The organism is Pseudomonas sp. FDAARGOS_380 (genome assembly GCF_002591235.1).
GTDB classification, from domain to species: Bacteria; Pseudomonadota; Gammaproteobacteria; order Pseudomonadales; family Pseudomonadaceae; genus Aquipseudomonas; species Aquipseudomonas salmasensis.
This window is the reverse complement of record NZ_CP023969.1, coordinates 67,512-89,437: the sequence shown is the minus strand read 5'-3', so window position 1 is coordinate 89,437 and position 21,926 is coordinate 67,512. Positions and strand designations below refer to the sequence as shown.

18 protein-coding genes and 1 pseudogene are annotated in these 21,926 nt (G+C 52.1%); 8 read left to right on the top strand and 11 right to left on the bottom strand.

Going from position 1 to position 21,926, the window contains the following annotated elements:
* Positions 1–28 precede the first annotated feature (28 nt).
* Positions 29–730, top strand: coding sequence for a DUF3223 domain-containing protein (locus CRN80_RS00415; RefSeq protein ID WP_098949288.1), 702 nt, complete (start codon positions 29–31; stop codon positions 728–730).
* Positions 731–777: 47 nt separating this feature from the next.
* Here the strand turns inward: CRN80_RS00415 and CRN80_RS00410 are convergent, their stop codons facing one another.
* Both CRN80_RS00410 and CRN80_RS00405 read right to left on the bottom strand, forming a co-directional pair.
* Positions 778–1,632 (bottom strand): hypothetical protein, encoded by an 855-nt coding sequence (locus CRN80_RS00410; protein ID WP_098949287.1) that lies wholly within the window; start codon positions 1,630–1,632, stop codon positions 778–780.
* 75 nt (positions 1,633–1,707) lie between these two features.
* Positions 1,708–2,133: a hypothetical protein gene (locus CRN80_RS00405; RefSeq protein ID WP_138183473.1), complete on the bottom strand. Its 426-nt coding sequence runs from the start codon at positions 2,131–2,133 to the stop codon at positions 1,708–1,710.
* A 229-nt stretch (positions 2,134–2,362) separates the two neighbouring features.
* On the opposite strand from CRN80_RS00405, the gene CRN80_RS31375 reads away from it, so the two are divergent.
* The 3 genes from CRN80_RS31375 to CRN80_RS00390 all read left to right on the top strand — a co-directional run bounded on the left by CRN80_RS31375 (position 2,363) and on the right by CRN80_RS00390 (position 4,013).
* Positions 2,363–2,581 (top strand): hypothetical protein, encoded by a 219-nt coding sequence (locus CRN80_RS31375; RefSeq protein ID WP_098949285.1) that lies wholly within the window; start codon positions 2,363–2,365, stop codon positions 2,579–2,581.
* Positions 2,582–2,856: 275 nt separating this feature from the next.
* Positions 2,857–3,450: a hypothetical protein gene (locus CRN80_RS00395; protein WP_098949284.1), complete on the top strand. Its 594-nt coding sequence runs from the start codon at positions 2,857–2,859 to the stop codon at positions 3,448–3,450.
* Positions 3,447–4,013, top strand: a complete 567-nt coding sequence (locus CRN80_RS00390; protein WP_098949283.1) for a hypothetical protein — start codon at positions 3,447–3,449, stop codon at positions 4,011–4,013. The genes CRN80_RS00395 and CRN80_RS00390 overlap by 4 nt, the downstream gene beginning before the upstream one ends.
* Positions 4,014–4,202: 189 nt before the next feature.
* Here the strand turns inward: CRN80_RS00390 and CRN80_RS00385 are convergent, their stop codons facing one another.
* The 7 genes from CRN80_RS00385 to CRN80_RS00355 form a co-directional block, all read right to left on the bottom strand.
* Positions 4,203–4,394: a hypothetical protein gene (locus tag CRN80_RS00385; RefSeq protein WP_098949282.1), complete on the bottom strand. Its 192-nt coding sequence runs from the start codon at positions 4,392–4,394 to the stop codon at positions 4,203–4,205.
* Positions 4,395–4,620: 226 nt separating this feature from the next.
* A complete protein-coding gene (locus CRN80_RS00380) occupies positions 4,621–5,223 on the bottom strand; it encodes a DUF262 domain-containing protein (RefSeq protein ID WP_098949281.1) in 603 nt (200 codons plus the stop codon).
* Positions 5,220–5,537 carry a hypothetical protein gene (locus CRN80_RS00375; RefSeq protein WP_256588632.1) on the bottom strand — a complete coding sequence of 106 codons (318 nt, stop codon included), beginning with the start codon at positions 5,535–5,537 and terminating at the stop codon, positions 5,220–5,222. The genes CRN80_RS00380 and CRN80_RS00375 overlap by 4 nt, the downstream gene beginning before the upstream one ends.
* Positions 5,538–6,758: 1,221 nt before the next feature.
* A complete protein-coding gene (locus tag CRN80_RS00365) occupies positions 6,759–8,060 on the bottom strand; it encodes a tyrosine-type recombinase/integrase (RefSeq protein WP_178081005.1) in 1,302 nt (433 codons plus the stop codon).
* Between the two features lies 1 nt (position 8,061).
* Complete coding sequence (locus tag CRN80_RS30285; RefSeq protein ID WP_138183472.1) at positions 8,062–9,030, bottom strand: hypothetical protein; 969 nt, start codon at positions 9,028–9,030, stop codon at positions 8,062–8,064.
* A gap of 1 nt (position 9,031) precedes the next feature.
* Positions 9,032–11,110, bottom strand: a complete 2,079-nt coding sequence (locus CRN80_RS00360) for a tyrosine-type recombinase/integrase (RefSeq protein ID WP_098949279.1) — start codon at positions 11,108–11,110, stop codon at positions 9,032–9,034.
* Positions 11,103–13,469 carry a hypothetical protein gene (locus CRN80_RS00355; protein ID WP_138183471.1) on the bottom strand — a complete coding sequence of 789 codons (2,367 nt, stop codon included), beginning with the start codon at positions 13,467–13,469 and terminating at the stop codon, positions 11,103–11,105. Before CRN80_RS00355 ends, CRN80_RS00360 begins: the two co-directional genes overlap by 8 nt.
* Positions 13,470–13,708: 239 nt before the next feature.
* Between CRN80_RS00355 and CRN80_RS00350 the strand changes: the two are divergent.
* A pseudogene (locus CRN80_RS00350) lies at positions 13,709–14,515 on the top strand (Na+/H+ antiporter); the annotation flags it as partial.
* 6 nt (positions 14,516–14,521) lie between these two features.
* Here CRN80_RS00350 and CRN80_RS00345 read toward each other — a convergent pair.
* Positions 14,522–15,844, bottom strand: a complete 1,323-nt coding sequence (locus CRN80_RS00345) for a lytic murein transglycosylase (RefSeq protein WP_098949277.1) — start codon at positions 15,842–15,844, stop codon at positions 14,522–14,524.
* Positions 15,845–16,057: 213 nt separating this feature from the next.
* On the opposite strand from CRN80_RS00345, the gene CRN80_RS00340 reads away from it, so the two are divergent.
* On the top strand, positions 16,058–16,432 hold the full coding sequence (locus CRN80_RS00340; RefSeq protein WP_098949276.1) for a hypothetical protein: 375 nt from the start codon (positions 16,058–16,060) through the stop codon (positions 16,430–16,432).
* Between the two features lie 72 nt (positions 16,433–16,504).
* Positions 16,505–17,128, top strand: coding sequence for a response regulator transcription factor (locus CRN80_RS00335; RefSeq protein WP_098949275.1), 624 nt, complete (start codon positions 16,505–16,507; stop codon positions 17,126–17,128).
* 11 nt (positions 17,129–17,139) lie between these two features.
* Here the strand turns inward: CRN80_RS00335 and CRN80_RS00330 are convergent, their stop codons facing one another.
* Positions 17,140–17,826 (bottom strand): response regulator transcription factor, encoded by a 687-nt coding sequence (locus CRN80_RS00330; protein WP_032893196.1) that lies wholly within the window; start codon positions 17,824–17,826, stop codon positions 17,140–17,142.
* Between the two features lie 566 nt (positions 17,827–18,392).
* Between CRN80_RS00330 and CRN80_RS00325 the strand changes: the two genes are divergently transcribed.
* Positions 18,393–21,833, top strand: a complete 3,441-nt coding sequence (locus tag CRN80_RS00325) for a transporter substrate-binding domain-containing protein (RefSeq protein ID WP_169918671.1) — start codon at positions 18,393–18,395, stop codon at positions 21,831–21,833.
* Positions 21,834–21,926: the final 93 nt, after the last annotated feature.

Below are 21,926 nucleotides of genomic sequence, written 5' to 3'. Positions count from 1 at the left end.
TGCGAGAGACATTACCTGAGGGCAGACGGTGCCATATCTGATCAATGATGAATGGTTTGCAACGAAGGACGGAGTCAAAGATCGCTGCCGAGAGATTCTGGCTAGGACGCCTGACAGCACGTTGGTGAGTGACACTGATTCTGATTTTCTGTACGGACTTTTCCAGCACCACGATGAATGGGCGGAGAAAGCCGGAGAGGGCGTCAAGTGCATCACCACCCAGATGACATCTCACGGTACTCGCTGCTTTATGCTCCGCCGGCATTGCGATACGGAAATTGACATTGGCTTCACGCACGCGGTGAAGCTCATCCCTAGCACTCGAGCAAAAGAGCGTCAGCCCCAAAAGCTTCTCGACTTTCGCGCAGGAGCTCGCACAGCAATCACAGAACAGATCCGACTTTTCCGAGACCAAGGGTTGGTCGGTGCTACTTCGTGTCCGGTGACAGGAGAATCACTGGGGCGACATAACGTGGCCGTAGATCACCTCGCCCCCAACACTTTTGATCAGCTGCTCTTCAGTTTTTGTCAGGCAAACCAAATCAATCCGCTTGGCGTGGTCGTGGGATCGCGTGATGGTGTGGTCGCCTTTCTGGAGGACGCGAACCTGCGCATATCCTGGGAAAATTATCACCTGAAGCACGCACAGCTGAGGATCCTCTCGAAGACCGGTAACCTCAAGCTATCCAAACCTTCCATACCTTGGGCTCAGCTATACACCCCCCTGTGAGGAACTGGCGGCATGCGGGCGCGAGCCTCTTGAATTGCAAGGTGAGCTCATCGATAGGGAATCCGAGTGGGCGTAGTGGGAGAGCAGGGTGGGGCATCCTCCTGCCGAGGCTGCGCAAGTTCCAACCAGGTGCCTGCACAGAAGCGTTCAGGCTGAGTTAATTCTCGACCGCTATGCGGGGCCACCTCGGCGGATGAGTGCTGCGCTGGCGCGATGCTTGTGTTAGCCCCAGAGCCCGTAGTGGAGGGGAATATCACCCAAATACATGCTGCTGCGCCCGCAGCCATGAGAAGTCGTTCTAGCGTTTTGACGAACCCTTCGTGTTTTTTCGTCCTGGCATCTTTGTAAATCAGCCACAGCCTCCAGCCGTAATCCATCACGCTCTGCTGGTGGTGAGCGCTCGTAATGGAGAGATACCTGAAGAACGTGGAGAACAGCTCCCGGATCAGCTTGTCGGTCAGCTTCTCAGGGCCCGCGTACAGCCCCAGAATGATGTTCTCTTCGTTCATTTTCAGCACTGCTGAACGATAGGGTGCCATGAAAACCGTGACAGCTCCCGAGGGAGATTGGTTGAACCACATGGCAGCGTCTTTTTCGAGGAGCGTTTTGGCGACGCCTTGGGGGTGCTCGTCGCCTTTTTCCAGCGTATCGAGGCCTAACAGCCGGAACCCACACGTCAACTGCAATTGGGCAAGATATCGGCCTTCAGGCAGATGCCGGTAAGCGTCTGGAACGACTGGGTGCAGGAAGAAAGAGCCGAAATGACTGGCAAGCGGTGAGTTTTCAATCTCATCAAAGACTGCTTGGATCCGCTTCACCATGGCCGGCCACATCTGCCGACGCGCCACAGAGTTCACGTCATTGAGCTTCATACGCTCAGCGTACTTCTCAAAATTTTTCATACCAGGATGCTGACGGTGATGAGTGCGAGTCGGACGCGAAGCGTCAGCTTGTGAATTCATTGGTTAACGCGCTCGTTATTCAACTTCGGCGGTGTAGGGATCGTAATGGCGATGTGCGTACTCGCCTCCTTTTTTCCAGACGATCCGGCCGATCGCAGCCTCGTTTGAAATCTGTGCGACGTACTTAACCTGCTCAACTTTGCCTACTGCTGCAGCATCCTTCACTGCCCGCGCAATGTGGTTACGAACCTCCTTGATCCCATCCGCATTGTTAGCAATTTGGCCAAATCGGCCACACCATACAGTATCGACACCGCTTAGTTTGACCCATCCCCGTTCCTTGAGTCTGGCGTCGAAGTCATTCCGCTCGGCTGTCGAGGCATTCTTTAAGTCGAGGGACATCATTGCTCTGATCACTGTGCAGACCTTGCGTAAACAGTTGGATTTACCAAGGAATGCCTCTTGCGATCCCAATGGCGTAAGGCCATCTTCCATCGTCAAGGGTCTCTAAGTCCAGCGTTACAAGCTCATCAGCAACGGTGGTGTGGTATCTGATCCAATCGGCAAGCGGAGCGCGCAGGCATAGCCGTAGAGGCGAGGATGGAAACCCGCAGGGCCGAGACGCCGTCAGGCGGCTTGGTGCATGACAGCCGTACCTTGGGCGCCCCAGTCCCCACGAATACGACTTCCCATTACGGTGAGCTATCATCGGGAGCAAACAGGAGGCTCTATGACTCGAGACACCAAGGACACCGTCTACTGTAATGTCCAGATGCCTATGGCCATGGGGCGAGAGCTTTCTCGGTTGGTGGCTGAGCTACGCGCATCAGGCAGTCATCCTGGACTCGACTCAGTCTTCGAAGAGATACAGTGCGAGCTGGATTCGTCGATCGAGTTCGTAGAAGAGCAGCTCCGTGGTGAAGGCGGATTCGGCCGGCGGCCACACTGATTCTTCTAAGTTGAAACTTTCCTACACCGGAGTCAGATGCAACTGGCAAGCGAAGCGCGCACGCCCCTCAGGCCGAGGCGCGAGGATGGAAGCCCCCGGGCTGAGACGCGGCGAGCGGCTCGGTTCACGACAGCCGTCCCGAAGGGCGCGCACAGACAACTCCACGAACATTCATGTCATCGCGGCAAAGTTGTCATAATTAATTTTCATGTCCGCTAAAGTTTTTTGAACGACAAACCGTTTATGTTTGTATTTAGCTGCAATGGTGAAGGTATATGGTTAAGACAGTTGATTTGTCGATGAGTACGCTCTTTAAAGCTGAGCGTTTGATGATATGTCGTGCCTTCATCGAGGAAAGGCCGTTTACTGCCTCGGTTGAACTAACGAACAATGTTGTGACGTGCACTCTCGATGGCTCTGATTACTGCTTCACAGCGCAGCAATGTGGGGAGCTGGCGGACAGCCTCGCAACCTTGGTGCAAGCCAGCTATGAGCAGGTGGGTAACAAACCTAAAGTGGGGCGAGCGCTGAAGGTGAATTATTGCAAGATTTTTTACCAAATGATTTTATCAACTACCCCAGCCGCCCCGTGCGACCAACTGCACGGCTATGGCTACAACTCGGACAATATGCACCTTGGTGCGTCTGGATCTTTCCGATATCCCGGTACGCGTGATTCCTACAAGCTATTCGTAGGGTTCAATGATGAGCTTTGCCTTCCATTTTTGGGTATCGAGGACTGGGTGTACACCTTCAGCTTTGACGAAGCATCCTGGCTAATCGAGCATTTATGCGTTGGAGGCTATTTGCTCGCACGGATAGAACGACTAGAAGCAGAATCTAAGAAGAACGTAAGGAGTTATCAATGAGTGCATCAAATGCAGATCACGCTGTCGTAGTGGAATTCAAGCGAGACTTCCTGTGCTGGCGAGGTCGGGAGTTCCATGAGCGATATGAATGCCGTGTCGCAAGCACTGACAGGAGAGGCGCGAGAATTGAGTTTGAATTCGAAGGGATCAATGTCGGCGCGGAAGTAGCGGCAGATATTGCCTTTTGCCTTTCCGAAGCTCTGGCAATCTCAGAGCAAACGGATGTGGAGCACACGACGGCTGCAGTAAGTAACGAAGGCTTACTTACTAGGAAGTATCTGTTGTCGTGTGGCGCTTGGCAGTTCAGCGCAACGGGTGTTTTACATATTGAGAATGCAAGCCCTGAGCTTCTTGGCGATGCGATCGACGCAGGTGCCTTCGTTGCTGTTCGAACCATAGAGGAAGGGGGCTTCGAGCTAGAGTTCGGAGCGATGGGCTACTCGTTTTCTGCCCAGGATGCATCCTGGTTGCAAGAGAAGCTCCTTGAAGTTAGCCAGCAGCTTCCAAAGCTGCACTCTCGAGTAGTCTTACTCGACGCAGGATATGGTGCTTGGAAACCCTAAGTATTTACGACGTACTAGACTGATGAGGGCATTCAGCCGTTTAAGCATAGCGAGCGTTCAGTAGTGAAGCAGGTGCCCGGTGTCGAAAACGTAACCTTTCGATTACTGCCGTATCTCGTTCGTTAGGTTAGCGCGTGTCTCGTGAAACGGGGCAGATTCAGCCACAAGTCAGTAGGACATTCAGCATCACTATTTCTCAACCAAATCTTTGTACAGTTCTCGTGCGGCGAGGATTTGATCTCTGATTTCTTCAGGATCAATCCTCATTCCGCCACGAGGAGTTACCTGCAATGTTTTCAGGGCGTTGGCTGCCTTTATGAACGCTCGCTCTTCCGCCTGAATCCACTCAGGGCGTTTGTCCTTCCAAAATGACCATGCCATTTCGCCTAGCCTCACTCCACGATGGATGGAAGCTAGTATGTGGTAGCCGCAGGGAATGTCCAAGCTAGGTGGTGACTTTGATCATTATGCAAGCGGAGCGCGCAGATCAGGAGGGTCGAAGGGCATGAGGATGGAAGCCCGAAGGGCCACGACCTGTCGTAGACAGGGCTTGGTTAACGACAGCCGTCCCTGCTAGGGCATGCCACGACAACTGCAGCGTCGAAGACTACCGCAAGGCGCGCTGTTCAAATGACCGAGGCACAACGCCCAGCGCGCAAAGGTCGTATGTCTCGCGCAATGCCACCTCGTCACCAGACGACACCCTGACATGGGTAAAGATCGTCGACAGAAACCGTCTCCTTTCGCCGTTGCCAAGCTCAGACCAGATCCTCGCTTGCCCTTGTGCATCAGGAACAGCCAGCCGGTCGAAGAGATACTCCTCCAGGCTGTTCAGACGTTGCTGGCCATCAATCAATATTTCACTGTTTTCGGCCAATGCCTTGCCACCGCTTTCTGATTCGTACCAGTCATTCGTGAGGTAGCTTCCCAGATCCCCACCCGACCATACTGCAGAGATGAAGCGAGACTTCTGACCGAGGTTCCACTCCAACCCACGCGCCCACGATGGAACAGGCATGCCCATAACGAATCGCGCCGCCCACGGAAACTGCTCACGCACGGAGGAGGGGTCTACCAGATACTTTTCCCAATGGCCGACTAAGACCTCGAGGGGGCAATGACTGACGGTTGTAGCCAGAAGACGCTGCGGCATATGGATGTGCAGGTCTGATGCTCCGCCGTCGGCGTAGCGTTTAAAAATGGAAGTCATGGTTTTCCTGGTAGGCTCAGGTTGGTCGAAATATTCGGGTAAGTACGGGCGCATCGCCAGGCGTCGACCGTAGCAATGATCAGCAGATCCCGATCTGTGGAGATATTGATCTGGCCGCTGTCGGCCAAGGCTTGTGCATAGCCCTCGGCGTAGGCTGCCGCTTTGTCGAATTCGGATGTGCAGGTTGACGATTTGATGTGGCTGATCAGCCGCTCCCATGTGCGCCGCTGGCGGTTGCCGAGAATCGTGCAGGGGAACGAAAAGGCGCCGCTCAGGCGCTGTGCGAAGTCATGTGTAGAGAGGGTCAAAGCCATCGCTCAAAAAAGGTACTTATCCATCACAAACGGTTGGTTTCGGAAAACCTTGAGCCTGAAGCGATTTTTTTTTGAAGAAAAAACATGTTTGCCCAAATGCGGCAGCTTGGACTGATGTGTTATTGGACTGTCACGTCAGGCAAGCGGAGCGCGCAGACACGAAGATGGAAGCCCGGAGGGGCAAGAGAGCCATTGAAAATGGCTGGCTTGATTCACGACAGCTGGCCCGAAGGGCGTGCCAAAGCGGGTTTGTATGAATAAGCCGTCTGACTGAATTTTGCATGCAGTCAGCATTACTCAAACACCTTGCTCCAGTCCCGTTTATTGAGCTCGCTGCATGCATCTGGTGCGCCACCGAATACACGTCCAGATACCTTCGCCATGGTCGCCTCTGTCGTGTATTGAATCGGTGCCCCATCCTCGCCAATCAGCACCCCCTTGGCACCACTCAACAGAGCATGACCAGCTACGACATCAGGAGCGCTAACAGGGTAACGCGAGATACCGAAAACACCGTCTCCAGCAGCAACTTTAGCGAGTCGATATGCTATAGACGGCATCGCGTCAAACTCACCGGCGCGCATAACTGGTTATTGATTTCGGGCTTTCCCGTAGCTGCTGCGCTAACCATCACGGGCAGTCTCGGAAAGTTTATGATCTGAGAGGTCAACAACGATGCGATTGTTTTTTCTGACCAGCTGATCCATCCCCTTGGCCCAGGTAATGCAGTCAGAGATTCCGGACGGAGTAACAGGTACGTGCACTAAGCACCACGCTCTTGCATTCACGTTTGCGGGAAAGCATAAATCCATTCGGCATACGATGATCTAGACGTCAAGGTCATCCATCTGCCAAATTGGTATAGATATCTCACCGTTTACATACTGCTGAAAACGGTGCTTTTTGGCAAAGCTTGAGCTGGATGGAGCGATTTTTCTCTCGAGGCTCCGCAAGAGCTGATAGCTTTCTCGGAGGTGAAATGCATGGGTGACGTGTTGACTGCGGACAACCTTATGATTATTGATCACGTGACGCGCCGCACATTGTTCACGCGGAGTAGCTATTTGCCATGTGCAACTGACGTTCCCGCGCTAGCAACGCTAGCTAACAGTTGGTGAAGCTGGAACCATCAAAACCGAAGACGGCCTAGAGCGCGAGATTAAATTAAGGCAGCCAGCGAATTGAATTCAACCTCACGCCCAAGGTTGGGACAGCCGAAATTCACGTATCGAGCCCTTTGCCTTTGAATGCGCTCATAAACGCTGTAGCGGAGAAATCAGAGGCGTTGAAGATCTCCATCTTACGTCCTTGATGCATCGATAGGATGACTCGTGCCATACCTATGTAGTGATCAAATGTTGTCTTCAAAAAAGTGTGTCCCATTTGCCTTTGCAGAACTTGAGCGACAGCATAGTTAAACAGTATTTCATTGGATTTCAATAAATCGTCTCCGAATGATCTAATAATATATTGGGTCGGCCACCAGTTTCGGCTGTCGTAGAATCGAATGTTCTTTCTTAGGTTGCTATTGTTAGCCATCGCTTTTTTCTTGGCCGCAACTGTACGACCTGAAATAGTATCGGGTGTGACAGGACGACCATCCTTGTTGAGAAATAAAACCGAAAGCGGAGGTTTGGTGCCGTAGCGCTTACGATATTTTTTGGCACGCTCTGCATAGTAGGGTTTGATATAGTTTTCTTCCAATGCCTGCAGGGCGTCTCTGTGAATGAGAATGTCTCTGGATTTGTTGCCTTTGCTATTGCTTACTGCGTAGTTAACGGTCGATTCCTCAAATGTCATTGAGGAATACGGCATGATATGACTGTTGTCACCATTGCCGAAGTAGGGGAAGCGACATAAGTCCATGGGGCGCATTGCGGTATCTAATGCAAAATGAAATAGCGCCGCGTAAACCGGATCTGAGTAGTTCTCCATCAGTTGTTTGATTTCATATGGAGTGATCAGTTGGTCACTTATCGACGCTTGGCGGTTTTCTTTGTCCAAGACGCGAATGCTGGTTGAATCGAATACTCTGATCGCTTTGTAGGAGACATATTCCTGGTATCTCGCACTCTTGAACGGAGGGATCCAGTTCTTCAATAGAACGTTGACGCCAGTGTAAAAGTTGTTTTCAGTCAGCCAGCGAAAATAATTCATCAATAGCTTAGCTTCATCAAAAATAGTCTTGGAGGACGGTCGTATAGACTCTTTAGACTTACGCTTGATCTCACGGAAAGTCTGCCACCGCTTCACATTTTTATTTTGCACGTGGAAATGGTACTCACTAGGGGGGAAGCCTTGGAATTCCTCAAGAGTAGAAAGATACCTATAAAACATCGAGATAATGCTAGCGTACCTGGATGAAGTTTTTTTAGATTGCCTAGTTTGAGATTGTAAGAATAGATTTGCATGGCTCAATAAAGTGCTGTGCTTTGTGGTCTCGTGAATTAGAATAAAGTGTGATGCTTCTCTGTTGGAATCTGGATTAACATAGGAAACATATTTTTTTGTGATGATGATCATGCTATTTTCCATTATCCACGCTGAAGTAAATGACACGATCCACACCCTTGGAGAGGTGCACGTAATCAGCTTTTTCAGCATGTTCAAGCTCTTCTAAAGGAGTGCTCGATGCTCGAAACTTTCGCTGCGCAACGGCATCGGCAATCGTCCTGCATTCAGGAACATATATAGATGTTCGAAAACTTTTTGGTATCTTTCGAAGGTGGTTCTTGAGGTCTGCAGTATCGAATATTGGAAGTCTCAAGACTATTTCGTCTGATGAGTTTGGAGGAAGTCTTTCTAAAAAGTAAGGAAGGTCACACAAAAATTTATCAATGAATATAATTAGGTGAGTGCTTCTGCCGGCAAGGTCGTTGAGCTTAACAAACTGACTCTGAATTTTTTCGTGCTTGGATTCCGAATAGGATCTGTAGTCTTTGTTTTTTTTGTAGGTGGCGTACGCTGATTTTAGATCAAGGTCGAGTATGATCCTGGATCCATTTAATAATTTTAAATCGTATTCGGTTCTTTTAATTGTAGAATTAGTTAGCTGTGCTTTGAGCTCATTTATCTGTGCTGTATAGCTGCTGATAAGACTGCTTTGTTTTTCAAGGGTGATGTTAATATTGCTGTTGTCAAAGCTAATAAGATCACTCTGCATTAGCGAGGTTATGTGGTGTTCGCGGACGGCAATTAGTTCGGCTTCATGTTTTTTTTGAATATTTTGCAGGCTTAACTCTAGGTCGGTGGCGCGTTTCTGAGCGTTTAGAAGAAGTTGCGTCACAGCACTAGGTTCGTGGCCAAGCAACAGGTCATTGATATTTCTATTGCCTTTTATATATTCTACTAAGTCGCTGTAGTATCTTTGTAACGATTGACGGCTTATTCCTGCTTCATCTGCGATTTTTCCAACGTGCAATTTTTTTCCTGCAGCCGAATAGTAATGATCTACTATGATTTTAATCAGGCGGTTGCGGGTTTCTGAGCTCATATCAAACCTCAGCTAGCGAAATGAGAGTACCCTGTTTTTCCATGCGCTGTTGTTGCGTATCATCAAAATCAGGGTGGTGGGTATGGAAAGTGCTCAGCGTCAGATTGTCCAGGTGAAAACGGTATGATTTGATCTTGCGAATAATTTCATTCCTGGTGCGATCAGGCAATGTGACAGCATCGTTGTCCAGAATCCTTTGGTAGAATTTGATATTGTCCGTTAGTGCAGTTCGCGCCTTGCCTACAACTACGATTTTTCTGCATTCATAATGGCAGTTTGATGGATCAGGCTTCGGGATAGCGTCGCCGAAATCACGACCTTTGATGCATGGAGGGAGGTTGTCTTGACGAAACTGCTCAGCAGTCACGCAATAGGTACCGACAGCCGTCCGTTTGATGAATAGTGGCTTTCCACCCGCCAAGAGGTTGGACACGTAATCGAAAACTGACAGCGGGATACGTCGGCCTTCAAAATCGTCGGGCTTCGCCGCCATTTGCTCTGATATTCGAATCGCTGTTTGACCGGAATATGAACCCTCACGGATGGCGGTAATAATTTCTTTGAGCTCTTCGGTAAACGAGTGTTCTATAGTCATCGCCACTGTCCGAACCATGGCCGGATTGCGGGCAATATATTGCATCGTCATCTTGAAGGTTTTATGGCCGAAAAGCGCTCGGATTAAGTCGATATTGCGTTCGTCCTGATTGATCAAAATTTCCGCAATGGTTTTCCTGAACCTGTGAACGTGCAAGCGCTCAATGGGTAGCAGTTCGCTAAGCTGAGTAATAACGTGTTTAAGGATCTGCGGGGTAAACTGCTGAATTTCATTTGGCATTTTCGTACTTGCATTACTGCGAAACAACCAGTGTCGCTGACTCTTCCGGCCTATGTTGCGAAGCTTGCTGTACGCTATAGCGCTTTGTGCAACAAATTCTGGTAAAGGCAAATGCTCGATTTCACCGTTGTAGTTAGGGTCATTTGCGGTTTTAAAACGTACAATACGTAGCCAGAAATTCCCTGTGCCTTCTGCATTATCGTTGGTGATGTCGTTAATGCTTAATGGGGCAAGCTCGGAAGCCCGTGCCCCACTAATCAAGGCAATCATTATGAATACGGCATTTCTGACATGATCCAGTGCGGTGTACCAGTTGGTTTTCCACGAATAAAACCAGTTGTTTCCTGCCCGCTGATGGCTCGTTTTTGTACGATTAAGCTCCATAATCGTACGGCCTTCCACCACAACGCGAAACTTCTTCTCAAGCTCTTCGTCGACTTTTGATCGAGTTATCTTTCCTTTCAGATTTGCTTTAAGGACTGCATCAATGTGTGGTTCCAGTAGTGCAAGTTCTGGTGCCGCTTTTTCAATCCAAAAAAGGGCATATTCCATCAGGTGTGCCAGTTCGTTCTCTGAAAAAGAAACCCAGGTCTGATATGTTCCCTTAAAGACATTCATCATGTCCGCTTTGCGCTCAGGGCTTTCCATCTTGTTCAATGGAACATTTATTCGGAGCTCTTCGGGGATTAGCCCATTTTCAGAAACAATTATCCAAAGTTTCAGGATTCGATACAGTCCGAAATATTGATATGGGATGTTTGAGTTCTTTGCCCTGTCAAGCGCTTCGTTGATGAGCTTGGAGCTTATAAGTTCAAGGTGCGCTGTATTCACCTCAAGATGAGTATCTATGAACAGGTGTTTCTCAAGAGCACTGAAGTCGTTGCAGTACGTGAGCGTTGACTTGTTGCTGTTTATGCCATGCATCAGGGAATTTTCAGGGAGCAGATAGAATGATAGCGCCCTTTTGAGTTCGTTCGCACCGGGAACCACGTGCTCGAAACGGATGGAGATTACGTCAGAGAAGCGATGAGTATCAAGCTTCCAAGCTGTATCCAGATAGAAGGATGACGGGGTAACAGGAAAGTTTCCCCCACTTGAGGAAAGCTTGTCGAGCAGCTCACTTCGATGCACCTGGGAGCTATGTTCTGTCTCAAGTAGAAGACTTTCTAGCTCTTGTTCAGCAGCATCAAGTAAGTCAAGTTCAAACTCATCCACGAGAGACTGTGCGTATTCTACGTCATTCATTCAAGTCACCGGTTTTAAAGATCAGTTTTAGATCACGCATTTCTCGGGGCAAAAGAGGAGAGTTTGCTGCACGATAACGTATTGCTTCTTGAATCGCATATTCATCGTTCCAGTTCTCTAGGATGACCTCAATCTCTTCCTGCTCTGCCTCGAGTTGTGATCCAAACTCGGTATATGCCCTGTCCCGAAGAAGTTCGCCAATATGGGAAAGTCGCTCGATCAAAAAGGGAAGGGAGTCTTCCAAGATCCTTAGTCTACTGCAAAAAATACAGTGTTCCAGTGCTACGCATTTAACACCCTCATCTAACTTAACTGCTCCAGGCCAATCTGGTTTATGACGATCACTACAAGCCCACAGCGCCTTTTCAAAATAAGGGAGGTGGATTATGCTCAAGTCCGAGTTGGCTATCTGGCTTGCCTGCTTACACAGCAAACCTTGGAATTTTCTGGCTCGAAGTAATTCTACTATCCGTTCCAGTGCTGATCGAAGGCGCTTTGTACGTTTGGCACGTGCGACTGGAGAGTTATCATAAGACTCATCCGTAGTATCACGTGATTCGTGCCCCATCATTTGTGATAGAAATGCGTATGGGGTATGTTCCGCGTTATAGTACAGCCATGTCGCCCTAAGCCTGCCTGTTAGATTGCTCGCGCTGGTAATTCTAGCGCCATTTTCAATGACTTCGTGTAACGACAAAAGTTGATTGACTGCATAAGCAAAATCCCCGCCGTAATCTATCGCGCCTGCTGCTTGGCCCTCTGCGCGAGCCCAAGCATTCAAGGGCCTTAGAAACGCATACATACTGTTAACTGGCTTGTTTCTTAGAGGATCTATTAAATGCTCGACATAGGCGGCAAGCGGAGCTGAAATTTCCTTGGATAACAATATCAAGTTATATGTTGAGTACGGGTTATCACTGTCTGACGTTGATAGCATCTGTTTGGGAGCAAAATAAGGTAATTTTGCGCCTTGGCCTCTGTTCTTCTCTGCAAAAATCAATTTAATATTTTCTTCAATGGCAGAGGTGAGACCGTGTAGGAAGTTGTTTTTGTCGATGTCAACTACAGTCTCTTTGTTCCAGCCAGCTTGAAGCATCATGAATAATACTAGGCCGGCTATGTCTTTGGAGTTTGGGTAGTAAAGCTCCATGTGTTCATCCATGGAGAGCATCATTCCTTCCGTGTCGCCCCATTTTTTGTTAAAAATTGAGCGAACATATGATAATTTGTGAATTATCATTTTTACAGCGTCATCAAGATTGTCATAATTAAATAGTGTGGCGCTGCTGTAATCAATCGCAAGACATTCTCGGCTGAATTTTAGCGGATAGCCGTGTCCGATTAACGTTTTGACCACACGATGCGGATCTAGTTTGGTGTTCCACCATCCCTTGCCGCTGGTGGGGTGCGGATCGTAATCAGGGGGAACAACGACCTCTTCTCCTGAACTCTTGTATAATTCTGCAAATAGCGCTAAAAAATCAGGGTTTTTAGAAAGTGTGGATATTTCGGGATCCGCGCATTTATCTAGTCGCGCCATTAGCTGAGCTTTTACGATAGGCATGTTGCTCAACAGCCGATGTTTATACCAGGTAAATATGTCTAGCTTGGTTAGACGTACTATCCAGTGATCTTGTAGCTCTTCGAGCGTGTAAGGAACAGCATTATCAATTTCGTATCTTCTCGAGACCATTTCACGAAGAGACTCGACGATCTCCTGTGTTGCTTTGGTTAGCGTTGCTACCCCATCTTCGGATAAAGGTTCGGTGTCGGAATTACGATTGATTTTCAGATTTGGTAAATTGAGGCTTGGGATGACACCGGTTTCTCTAGCTGCGATTAGGATGCAAGACTTTAATTTTGAGGCGTGAACGGCCCCTTTTCCGATCTTATTCAGGTGCTGTGCAAATTTTTTAAATAGACTAGGTGTAATGTCTTTGATATGGTGGATTTGCAGTGGTAGAGCATGTTTTGCGTTGTATAGAGACATGAAGTCAAGGAAGTAAACGATTGCCAGGCGCAGTTGATACGCCCATGCTGAAACTCTGCTAGGTGCACACTTCACCATGATGTAGTGAAAGCTGAGGCATATGTTTGTCGTTGGATCCCAGCTCGGATGATTCATGTAGCTGCAGAATACAGATACGCCGTTGGAAGCATTCACTGCTCTGATCGGCAGTTCCGATATAACGCTCGCTTCGTCTTGGCCGCCTTCTTCCGGGCGCGCTCCTGCCTCTACTGCAAGGCCTCCGGTCATTTCCTTGTCGGTCGCACCGCCGCTGTATTCAGTTGTTAGCGAGGAGGTTCTCTGACTGCCCATCTCGGTGGTTTTTAGCTGGTCATCGAAAGGCTCAGTCAAGGTAAGCCTCGCCCGACGGCAGCCCACTGAGATCCTCTAACCAAGCATTTGAACCGCTCGCATGGGATGGATTTGGTCGCACCGCTCCACCAAAAGCCAAGGCCCAACCTAAGTCCTTTGGGCTTGAATCCCGCCACCGCGCTCTAACCAAATCTTTCATACCTCACTCCCCATGCGTTTACATTTTTTGGATAGTAAACTAAATCCTTTGGTTTACAAGCTGTTGGAAAGCAAACTAAGGCTTGATCTTCCTGCTGCTCGGCCTGCAACTGCCAGACATCATCAAGGCCGTGGTCAGCCATGAAACTACGCTGTGGCCCACCTTGATGTATCGCTGCCTGGATGTGGTGGCGATCTTCCTGGTGCTGGTGGTATTGCGCTTTATCTGGGTGCAAAGCATCTGGCGGCTGTCGGGGTTGCTGCGCCGTCTGCGAGGCAAAAGCGCATTGACCCTGGTGCCGACGGCCCGCTCCTGCTGGTTGTTGACCGTCGGCGGTGTGCGCGGTGCGGTGACGTTGGCGGGCGTCATGTCGGTGCCCTTGTTGCTGGCGCCGGGCCAGGATTTTCCTGAGCGTGACTTGCTGATCTTTATCGCTGCCGGGGTGATCCTGCTGTCGCTGGTCGCGGCCTGCATCGCGCTGCCGTTACTGCTGCGTGGCGTCGAAAAAGGCCCGGATGAAAAACGCCACAACGAAGTGCGCGAGGCCTGGAAAAAGACTGCCGTAGCGGCGATCCATGCGTTGGAGGCCCAGGAGCCCGCCGAAGCCGAAACCCCGGATGCCGCTCAAGCGGCACTGGCCACCGAGCTCAAGGCGCGGCTGATGGCGGAGTATCGTCACCAGTTGGACGTGTTCAATGACTCGGCCGAAGCCCAGGCGCTGGCGCTGCAGATGGACCAGTTGGAGCGCAAGCTGAGGCTCAAGGCCCTGCGTGCGCAGCGGTTGGAGTTGTATAGCCTGAGCCGTCATCACCAGATTGGTGATGACGTGTTGAGGGAGGTGTTGGCGGAGTTGGATATGAGCGAGGCGAGCCTGAGAGTGGTCTGAATGGCTTCAACGGTTGCGCAACGTTTCCAACAACTGCAGCGTCGGGTAGCCGTCTGCTGGCCAGCCGAATGACTGCTGCGCTGCACGGATCGCCTTGCGGGTGGCGGTGCCGATTATGCCGTCGGCGTTGCCCACGGCGAAGTTGTGTTGGCTCAGTAGGTTTTGCAACTCCACTCGCTCGGAGCGCTTGAGCGGCACCTCATCCTTAGGCCAGTCGCGAATGATCAATCCTGCACCGGCAAAGCGCTCCGACAGCAAGTTCGCCGCCAATGCATAGGACGACGAATTGTTATACCGGACGGCGGCCTGAAAGTTATCAAGCACCAGGAAGCCTGGGCCGCGATGACCCGCTGGCAGCAGCAATGCGGCTGACAGGGGGTCGGTACCTGGCGCCACGCTCGTGCCATTGGGCAGCTTGACCCCAAGTTGTCTCCACTCGGCAACGCTTTTACGCACCGTGCCGTCGGCCAGCAAATAGTCGAAGTTGTCCGGCAGTTCCACTTCAAAGCCCCACGGCTGGTCTTTACGCCAGCCCGAGATCTGCAAGTAGTGTGCGATGGATGCCAGTGCGTCGGCTGGAGTACCCCAGATATCACGACGACCGTCGCCATCGAAGTCCACCGCTAGCGTGTTGTAGGTGGTTGGGATGAATTGGGTCTGGCCCATCGCACCTGCCCATGAGCCGAGCATCTTCTCGGGGGTGATATCACCTTGTTGCAGGATTCGCAGCGCGGCCAGCAGTTGTTCGTTGGCAAAGCGTTCGCGCCGACCTTCATAGCCCAGGGTTGCCAATGAACGAATCACCGATTTATTACCCTGGAAACTGCCGAAGTTGCTTTCCAGGCCCCAGAACGCCACGACTGCTCGGCGGTCAACGCCATAACGTTGTTCGATGGCAGTCAGGGTGTCGGCATATTGGCTCAGCAGCACCTGCCCACGGCGAACGCGCAGTTCAGACAGTGCGCCATCGAGGTATTCCCACACCGGGCGGGAGAACTCCGGCTGGCTGCGGTCGGCGCGAAGCACATTCATGTCCGGGCTGATATCGGCAAAAACCCGGTCGAACAGGTCCGGCTCGATGCCAGCCGCAAGGGCCTGCTTGCGAAAGTCTGCACGCCATTGCTCGAAGGTTCGCACCGGTTGGGCATCAAGGTGCTCAGCGATGGGCACGGCAGGCGCAACCTTCGCGGGGGTGGTGTTGGCAGGCAGTGTCTGGAGCGATTGGGCGTCACTAGCGGTTGGCTCTACTACGCAGGCGACAAGCAGTACGAAGCAGGGGGCGGCATACAGTTGACGCAGGTACTTTCGATGGGAAATACAAAAGGGCATGCGTAGGTCCAGAGAACACTAATCGGGTGTTGACCGTAACATGTCACGCAGCCGTAATATTTGAGACTTGTCCCAAAAAAGCGTCGCTGTCGCTCATCTCTAGTTGGTTTTGAGACCGGTCTTATAGGAATTCGTCAGAGGGAGAGCTACCGTTGTTATCTCTTCATTCAGCGAGTACTTAAGATGGTTTTCCCTCTTGTGTCAGGTAGAAAGATGAGGACGTTGGTAGCTGATCAAGACAGTGAGCAGCGGCTCTTTGTCGAGCGGTCATTGACCGCTTTAGGGTACTACCGCACGACGAGCGCCAGTTGTTTTGAGGAGTTGATTGCACTGACGCATTACTCTCCTAGTCTTTCTGAACGTTTCGATTTATTGATCGTCAGCGCCAGCATTTTTACCAAACGCAATATGTATTGGTTTGATTTTTGTCTTGGCAATGCTCGTTTGAAACATGTCCTGGTTGCCGACTCAGATAAACGTTCGAACGAGATTGAGCGTTTTACCGACCGTGCGGATCAACACGTGTGGCGAGTTCAGGGTGTGAATACTGTTGTGCTGCGCGCAGTTATTCCGTGCATCGACTTTTGAACGTGGGTGGGCAGTATCAACCGACCTCCCAAACAAGCAATTTGAAGGATCTGCCAAGGACGGAGAAACAGTATGAATAATCGGGTAATCATTGTTGATGATCATCCGCCCATCCGGATGGCCCTGCGGTTGCTGCTCTCCAGTGAGGGCTATAACGTGGTGGCGGAAGTGGGGGATGGTGCGCAGATCATAGCGCTGGTTCAGAAGCATGAGCCGGCGATCGTTATTTTGGACCTCGGCCTACCGGACATTGGCGGCCTCACGGTATTGCAGCAGTTAGCAGCTCAACCCTGCCCGGTCAAAATTGTGGTATTCACTGGCCAAGTTTCAGACGAATTGATTGAGCGCTGTCGACAAATGGGCGCGCATGGCTTCCTCAGTAAAACGGCTGAATTATCGGAAATGGTGTATGCACTTAAAACTGTGCGCGCTCATGATAAGCGTTTTGTTGCGTTGGCTGATGCATCTACCACCGATGACGTGGCACGCAAGCAAGCGCAGATAGCACGGTTGTCCTCGCGTGAATACAAGGTCATGGAGCATCTGTTACAGGGCATGAAGGGGCGAGATATCGCTGATTGCATGGGGTTGGATCAGCGTACCGTCAGTACTTACAAGCGACGTATGTTTACCAAGCTGAACGTCAAAGGAATGCCGGATTTATACGGTATGGCTAAACGCAGCGGCATACTTTGACCTCACGTTACTCAGCTCTCTTTCAACTTATGCTGGATCTTGAATAACTCAATGTCTGTGCGTATGCCTAGCTTTCTGAAGGCCGACTGCTTTTGCCCACTGATGGTTTTACGGCTGCGTGAGAACTTTGTGGCCACTTGAGTCACCGACAGGCCTTCCAGGCAGCAACGCAGCACCTCGCGCTCTTTCGGAGAGAGCTCGGGGAAATCCATAAGGGTGGTGTCGCCGCTGTCGAAGTGCTCTTCACTGGCGTGCTGTGATGGTTGTTTTTCCAGTTCTGTCGACATGATGGGGGCCAGGTAGATGCGGTCCATGGCTGCCATTCGTACGGCTTTCAACAGATGTTCGGTCTGCTGTGTCTTCCCCACAAAGCCGTTGACCCCGGCGCGAATGCACAGGTTGACCGTGGCGGGCCCTTCGACCGAGGAGTAAATGACGATTTTGAGCTCAGGGTGGCGGGCGCGTACAGACTGAATCAGGCGCAGACCATCCACCTCGCCATCAGCCAATTGGTAATCGAGAATGAGCAGGTCCGGCATGTGCTGGTGCAAGCCTTCAAGCAGATCGCGGCTGGTAGTATAGACACCGGTCACTTTGAAGTCGGCTTCCATCGAAAGGCGGATTTTCAGCGCCTCACGAATCAACGCGTGGTCGTCGAGCATTGCAATTTTCAAGGGTGAAATAATCGACCATCTCATAGCGGCCCTCCAGGGCTGAATGAATAGGATTCTACTTACGTCGTCTTGGACTGTGGGAGTTCGATCAGGTTAGCTTCACCCTTTTAGAAGTCCACCGTTTTCAGGGGCCTAGCTTAAACGTTCGGCCTATTGCCTGCCCTTGAGTGTCGGGGTTTATTACCCACTTTGAGACAAGTCTCATATTTGCGCTGTGGTGCTGTCGTCTGAAATAGCTCCCGCGCCCAGAGGAGGGTGCCGATAGGCGCTTTACTCTTTGGGTAAATTCGGACCGGCTCCGCAAAGCGTGTTATTTACAACGGTATCACTCGGTCAAGCCTACGCTGCTTGATGTGTTCAAGGCCGATAAAGGCCCTGTGTGATTGCCAATCAGGATAGAGAAACTTTTGAAAAAGATGTCTGTGGTCAGTAGGTGCTTGTGTGCCTGCCTGCTGTGTTTTCTAGCGTTGGGGCAATGGGCTGTCGCCGCCGACGACGCGCGGCTGGTGATACGTACGCCGGAGATTGCGCCTACCATTACGTTTCCCCCTGAGACGCAGGCGTGGCTCACGTCCAGGACGTCGCTGCGCGTGGCCTTTTGGGCGCGGGCTCAGCCGCCGCTGCATATGGAGTTCGAACCCAACGTGTTCGAGGGTGTGACGGCCGATACCCTGGGCGTGTTGCAGCAGATGTTGGGGCTACCGGTGCAGATGCTTCACTATCACAACCGCGAAGAAGCCTTGCGGGACATGGCCAACGGCAAGCTGGACATGTTGGCCTCCAGCTCTGTCGATGATGACCCGACCCCGCTGTTCGAGCTTTCCAAGCCTTACCTGCTCAACCACAAGGTGTTTGTCCGGCGAGTCAATCAATCCCATTTGTCCAGCGCCGACCTCACTGGCGAGCGCGTCGCCTACATCTCCCAGAATGAGGCACAGGTTCGGGAGCTGAAGGCGAAATACCCACAAAGCACGCTGATCCCCTACACCGATTACCTGACGGCGATTGCGGCGGTGGTTTATGACCAGGCGGATGTCTTTTACACGGACGCGGTGGTCGCCGAATTCCTGATTGCGCGGTTTTACCGCAATGACGTTTACATCGCCAGCGATGTCCAGACACCGGTCGCGGATATCAACTTCGCCGTCAGCACGCGTCGCCCGCAGCTGTTGAAGGCCATTAACCAGGCGCTGGGGCAAATTCCAGTCGAGAGCATGTCGCGCATCACCACCCGCTGGGGCTTGAACAACAACTTTGTGGTGTCTCGTCCGTCGCTGAATCTGACCCAGGAGCAATCCGATTGGATCGCCGCGCACAAGCATCTGAGGGTGGCGGTCAGCCACTCCGACGCGCCGGTGACCTTCTTTGACGAGCGCAACCAGTTCAAGGGCCTGGGCGCCGATATTCTGGCTAAAGTCGAGCAGTTGACGGGGCTGACGTTCGACATCGTACGCGCCGACAATGCCAACGAAATGGTCGAGGAACTGGACGACAAGCGGGTCGACCTGATTGCCGCACTGAGCATTGGCGAATACTCGATCAACCCAAGTCGCGTCACCCGTGCCTATCTGATCAGCCCCTTTGTGGTGGTTACCCGGCGCAGCGAAGCGGAAATACGTAGCCTGGACGAACTCAACGGCATGACGTTGGCCCTGGCCCGGGACAACCCGGTCTCCTCGTGGCTGGCCCAGCACTACCCGAAAATCGATCAGGTCATCGTTCCCAATACCACCGAGGGCATCGAGATGCTCGCGGATACAAAGGTCGACGGTACCGTGGGGCCTCGGTTCAGCGCGGACTATTTTGTCACCCAGCACTTTAATGCCGATTTGCATGTGTCAGCGGTGATCGGGCCCAAACCTGCGAGGATCGCGATGGTGGTCGCGCCGGGCAACGAAATGCTCAAGGGCATCATCGATGCCGCGCTGCTCGCCATTCCTCCAGAAGAAATGAAGGACATGAGCTACCGCTGGCGCAACAACGTCGCACCGGCGGTGGCCAGCCCATGGAACACCTACAAGGAGGGTGTCATCCAGATAATTATCGGCGCCGTCCTGCTGGTGCTGGTCTTCCTGGCGTGGAACTACTACCTGCGCATTCAGATCCACAAACGCCAGAAAGCAGAGCGAGACCTGGAGGATCAGCTGCAATTTAGCCGCACCCTTATCGATGGTGCGCCGGTAGCGCTGTATGTGCGCGATGGGCAAGGGCGTCTGGCTCAGTGCAACCAGGCCTATCTGGACTTTTTCAAGATGTCCCGCGAGCAGGTACTCGGTAAAACCCTGATCGAAGCCCAGTTGTTCAATGACGAATTCAACGTCAAACACCATCGGATGTACCTGGACATCCTGGAGCACGGTCAACCCACGCTCAGGGACATCGATGTTGAAGTGCAGGGCCAGCAGTACCGCATCTATCACTGGGCGCTGCCGTTCCATAACAGCAACGGCCAATACGTCGGGCTGATCGGCGGCTGGCTCGACATTACCGAGCGCGAGCATTTGATCGAGCAGTTGAGCCTGGCCAAGGAAACGGCCATGAGCGCCAACCGCTCCAAGTCGGTGTTCCTGGCCAGCATGAGCCACGAGATTCGCACCCCCGTCAGCGCCCTGGTGGGGCTGATTGAATTGCTGCACCTCAAAGGGCCTGGTGCCGATGACATCGAAGAGAGCCTGGAGGTCGCGCACCAATCGGCCAAGACCTTGCTCTCATTGATCGGCGATGTGCTCGACCTGTCGAAAATCGAAGCCGGCGAGATGACGCCTGCGCCACGCCCCACCCATGTGGGCGAGATGGTCCAGTCCATCTACCGCTTGTTCGAGCCCAATGCGCACAAGAAAAACCTGGATTACCGGCTGGTGACCGAAGTCCAGCATAGCGGCATCCTGATCGATGCCTTGATGCTCAACCAGATTGTCGCGAACCTGTTGAGCAATGCGATCAAGTTCACCGACCAGGGCAGTGTGCAATTACTGCTGCGTGAAGTGCCCGGAGAGCCGCGACCGGGGTGGGCCCGTTATGCCATCCAGGTCAATGATACCGGCAAAGGCCTGAGCGAGACCCAGCGCGAAGAAATTTTCGAGCCGTTCGTGCAAGCCGATCCCCAGGCGAACCGGCCTGTAGGGACAGGGTTGGGCTTGAGCATCTGTGCCAGCCTGGCGAAGCTATTGAACGCGCAGCTCAACGTTGACAGCCAATTGGGGCTGGGTTCGAGTTTTACCCTGATTTTCGAAGCGGAAACGGTGGCGGTTGAAGACAGCTTGTTGTTGCCTGCGTTGGAATCCTCCAGCACTCACAAGCTCAAGATTCTGGTGGTTGAGGATCATGCCCCCAACCGCTTGTTGCTGTGCCGCCAGATGGAGTACCTGGGGCATGAAGTCTGGCCCTGCGACGAAGGTGAAGCGGCGCTGGCGCAATGGAAAAGCGCGCAGCCACCGTTTGATCTCACCATCACCGACTGCAACATGCCTCGGGTTGACGGCTATCAACTGACCCGCTGGATACGTGAGGACGAGCAACAACGCGCGGTACGCATGCACCCCATTTTCGGCCTGACGGCCAATGCGCAGTCGGAAATCATCGGACGCTGCCTGGAAGCCGGCATGACCCGGTGCCTGTTCAAACCGGTGGGCATGGAGACCCTGGCGCTGCTGGTGGGCGAAGTGGAGCAAACCAGCAAACGCCGGGCCCAGGCTGCGGTCGCAGCAGACAGTGAGCTGGATAAAATCAAGTTGCTCAGCCCCGAGTCCTATGGGCCGCTAGTCAATGAAATCCTGCTGACGCATCGCGTGGACGGCTATGAGTTGCAACGGTTGGTGCGCGAGGGGACGCGTGAGGACCTGGCCAGGGTCGCGCATAAAATCCGAGGGGGCGCGCACCTGGCGGGTGACCGTGCGCTGAACGATGCGTGCCTTGCGCTGGAGCGATTGGTGGCCGATGAGAGCGAGCCGTCGCTTTATCATCAGCAAGTGGAGGTGGTGGTGGCGTGTCTTGAGGCCCTTGAGGTGCGGTTGCTGCAGACGTTGCAGTGAATACGAGCGCGCGTCATCTGCGCCTTAGTGGATGGTAAATATCAGCTCCCAAGCATCCATAGATGGGAGCCGATTGGCGACTGCTTTTGCGAG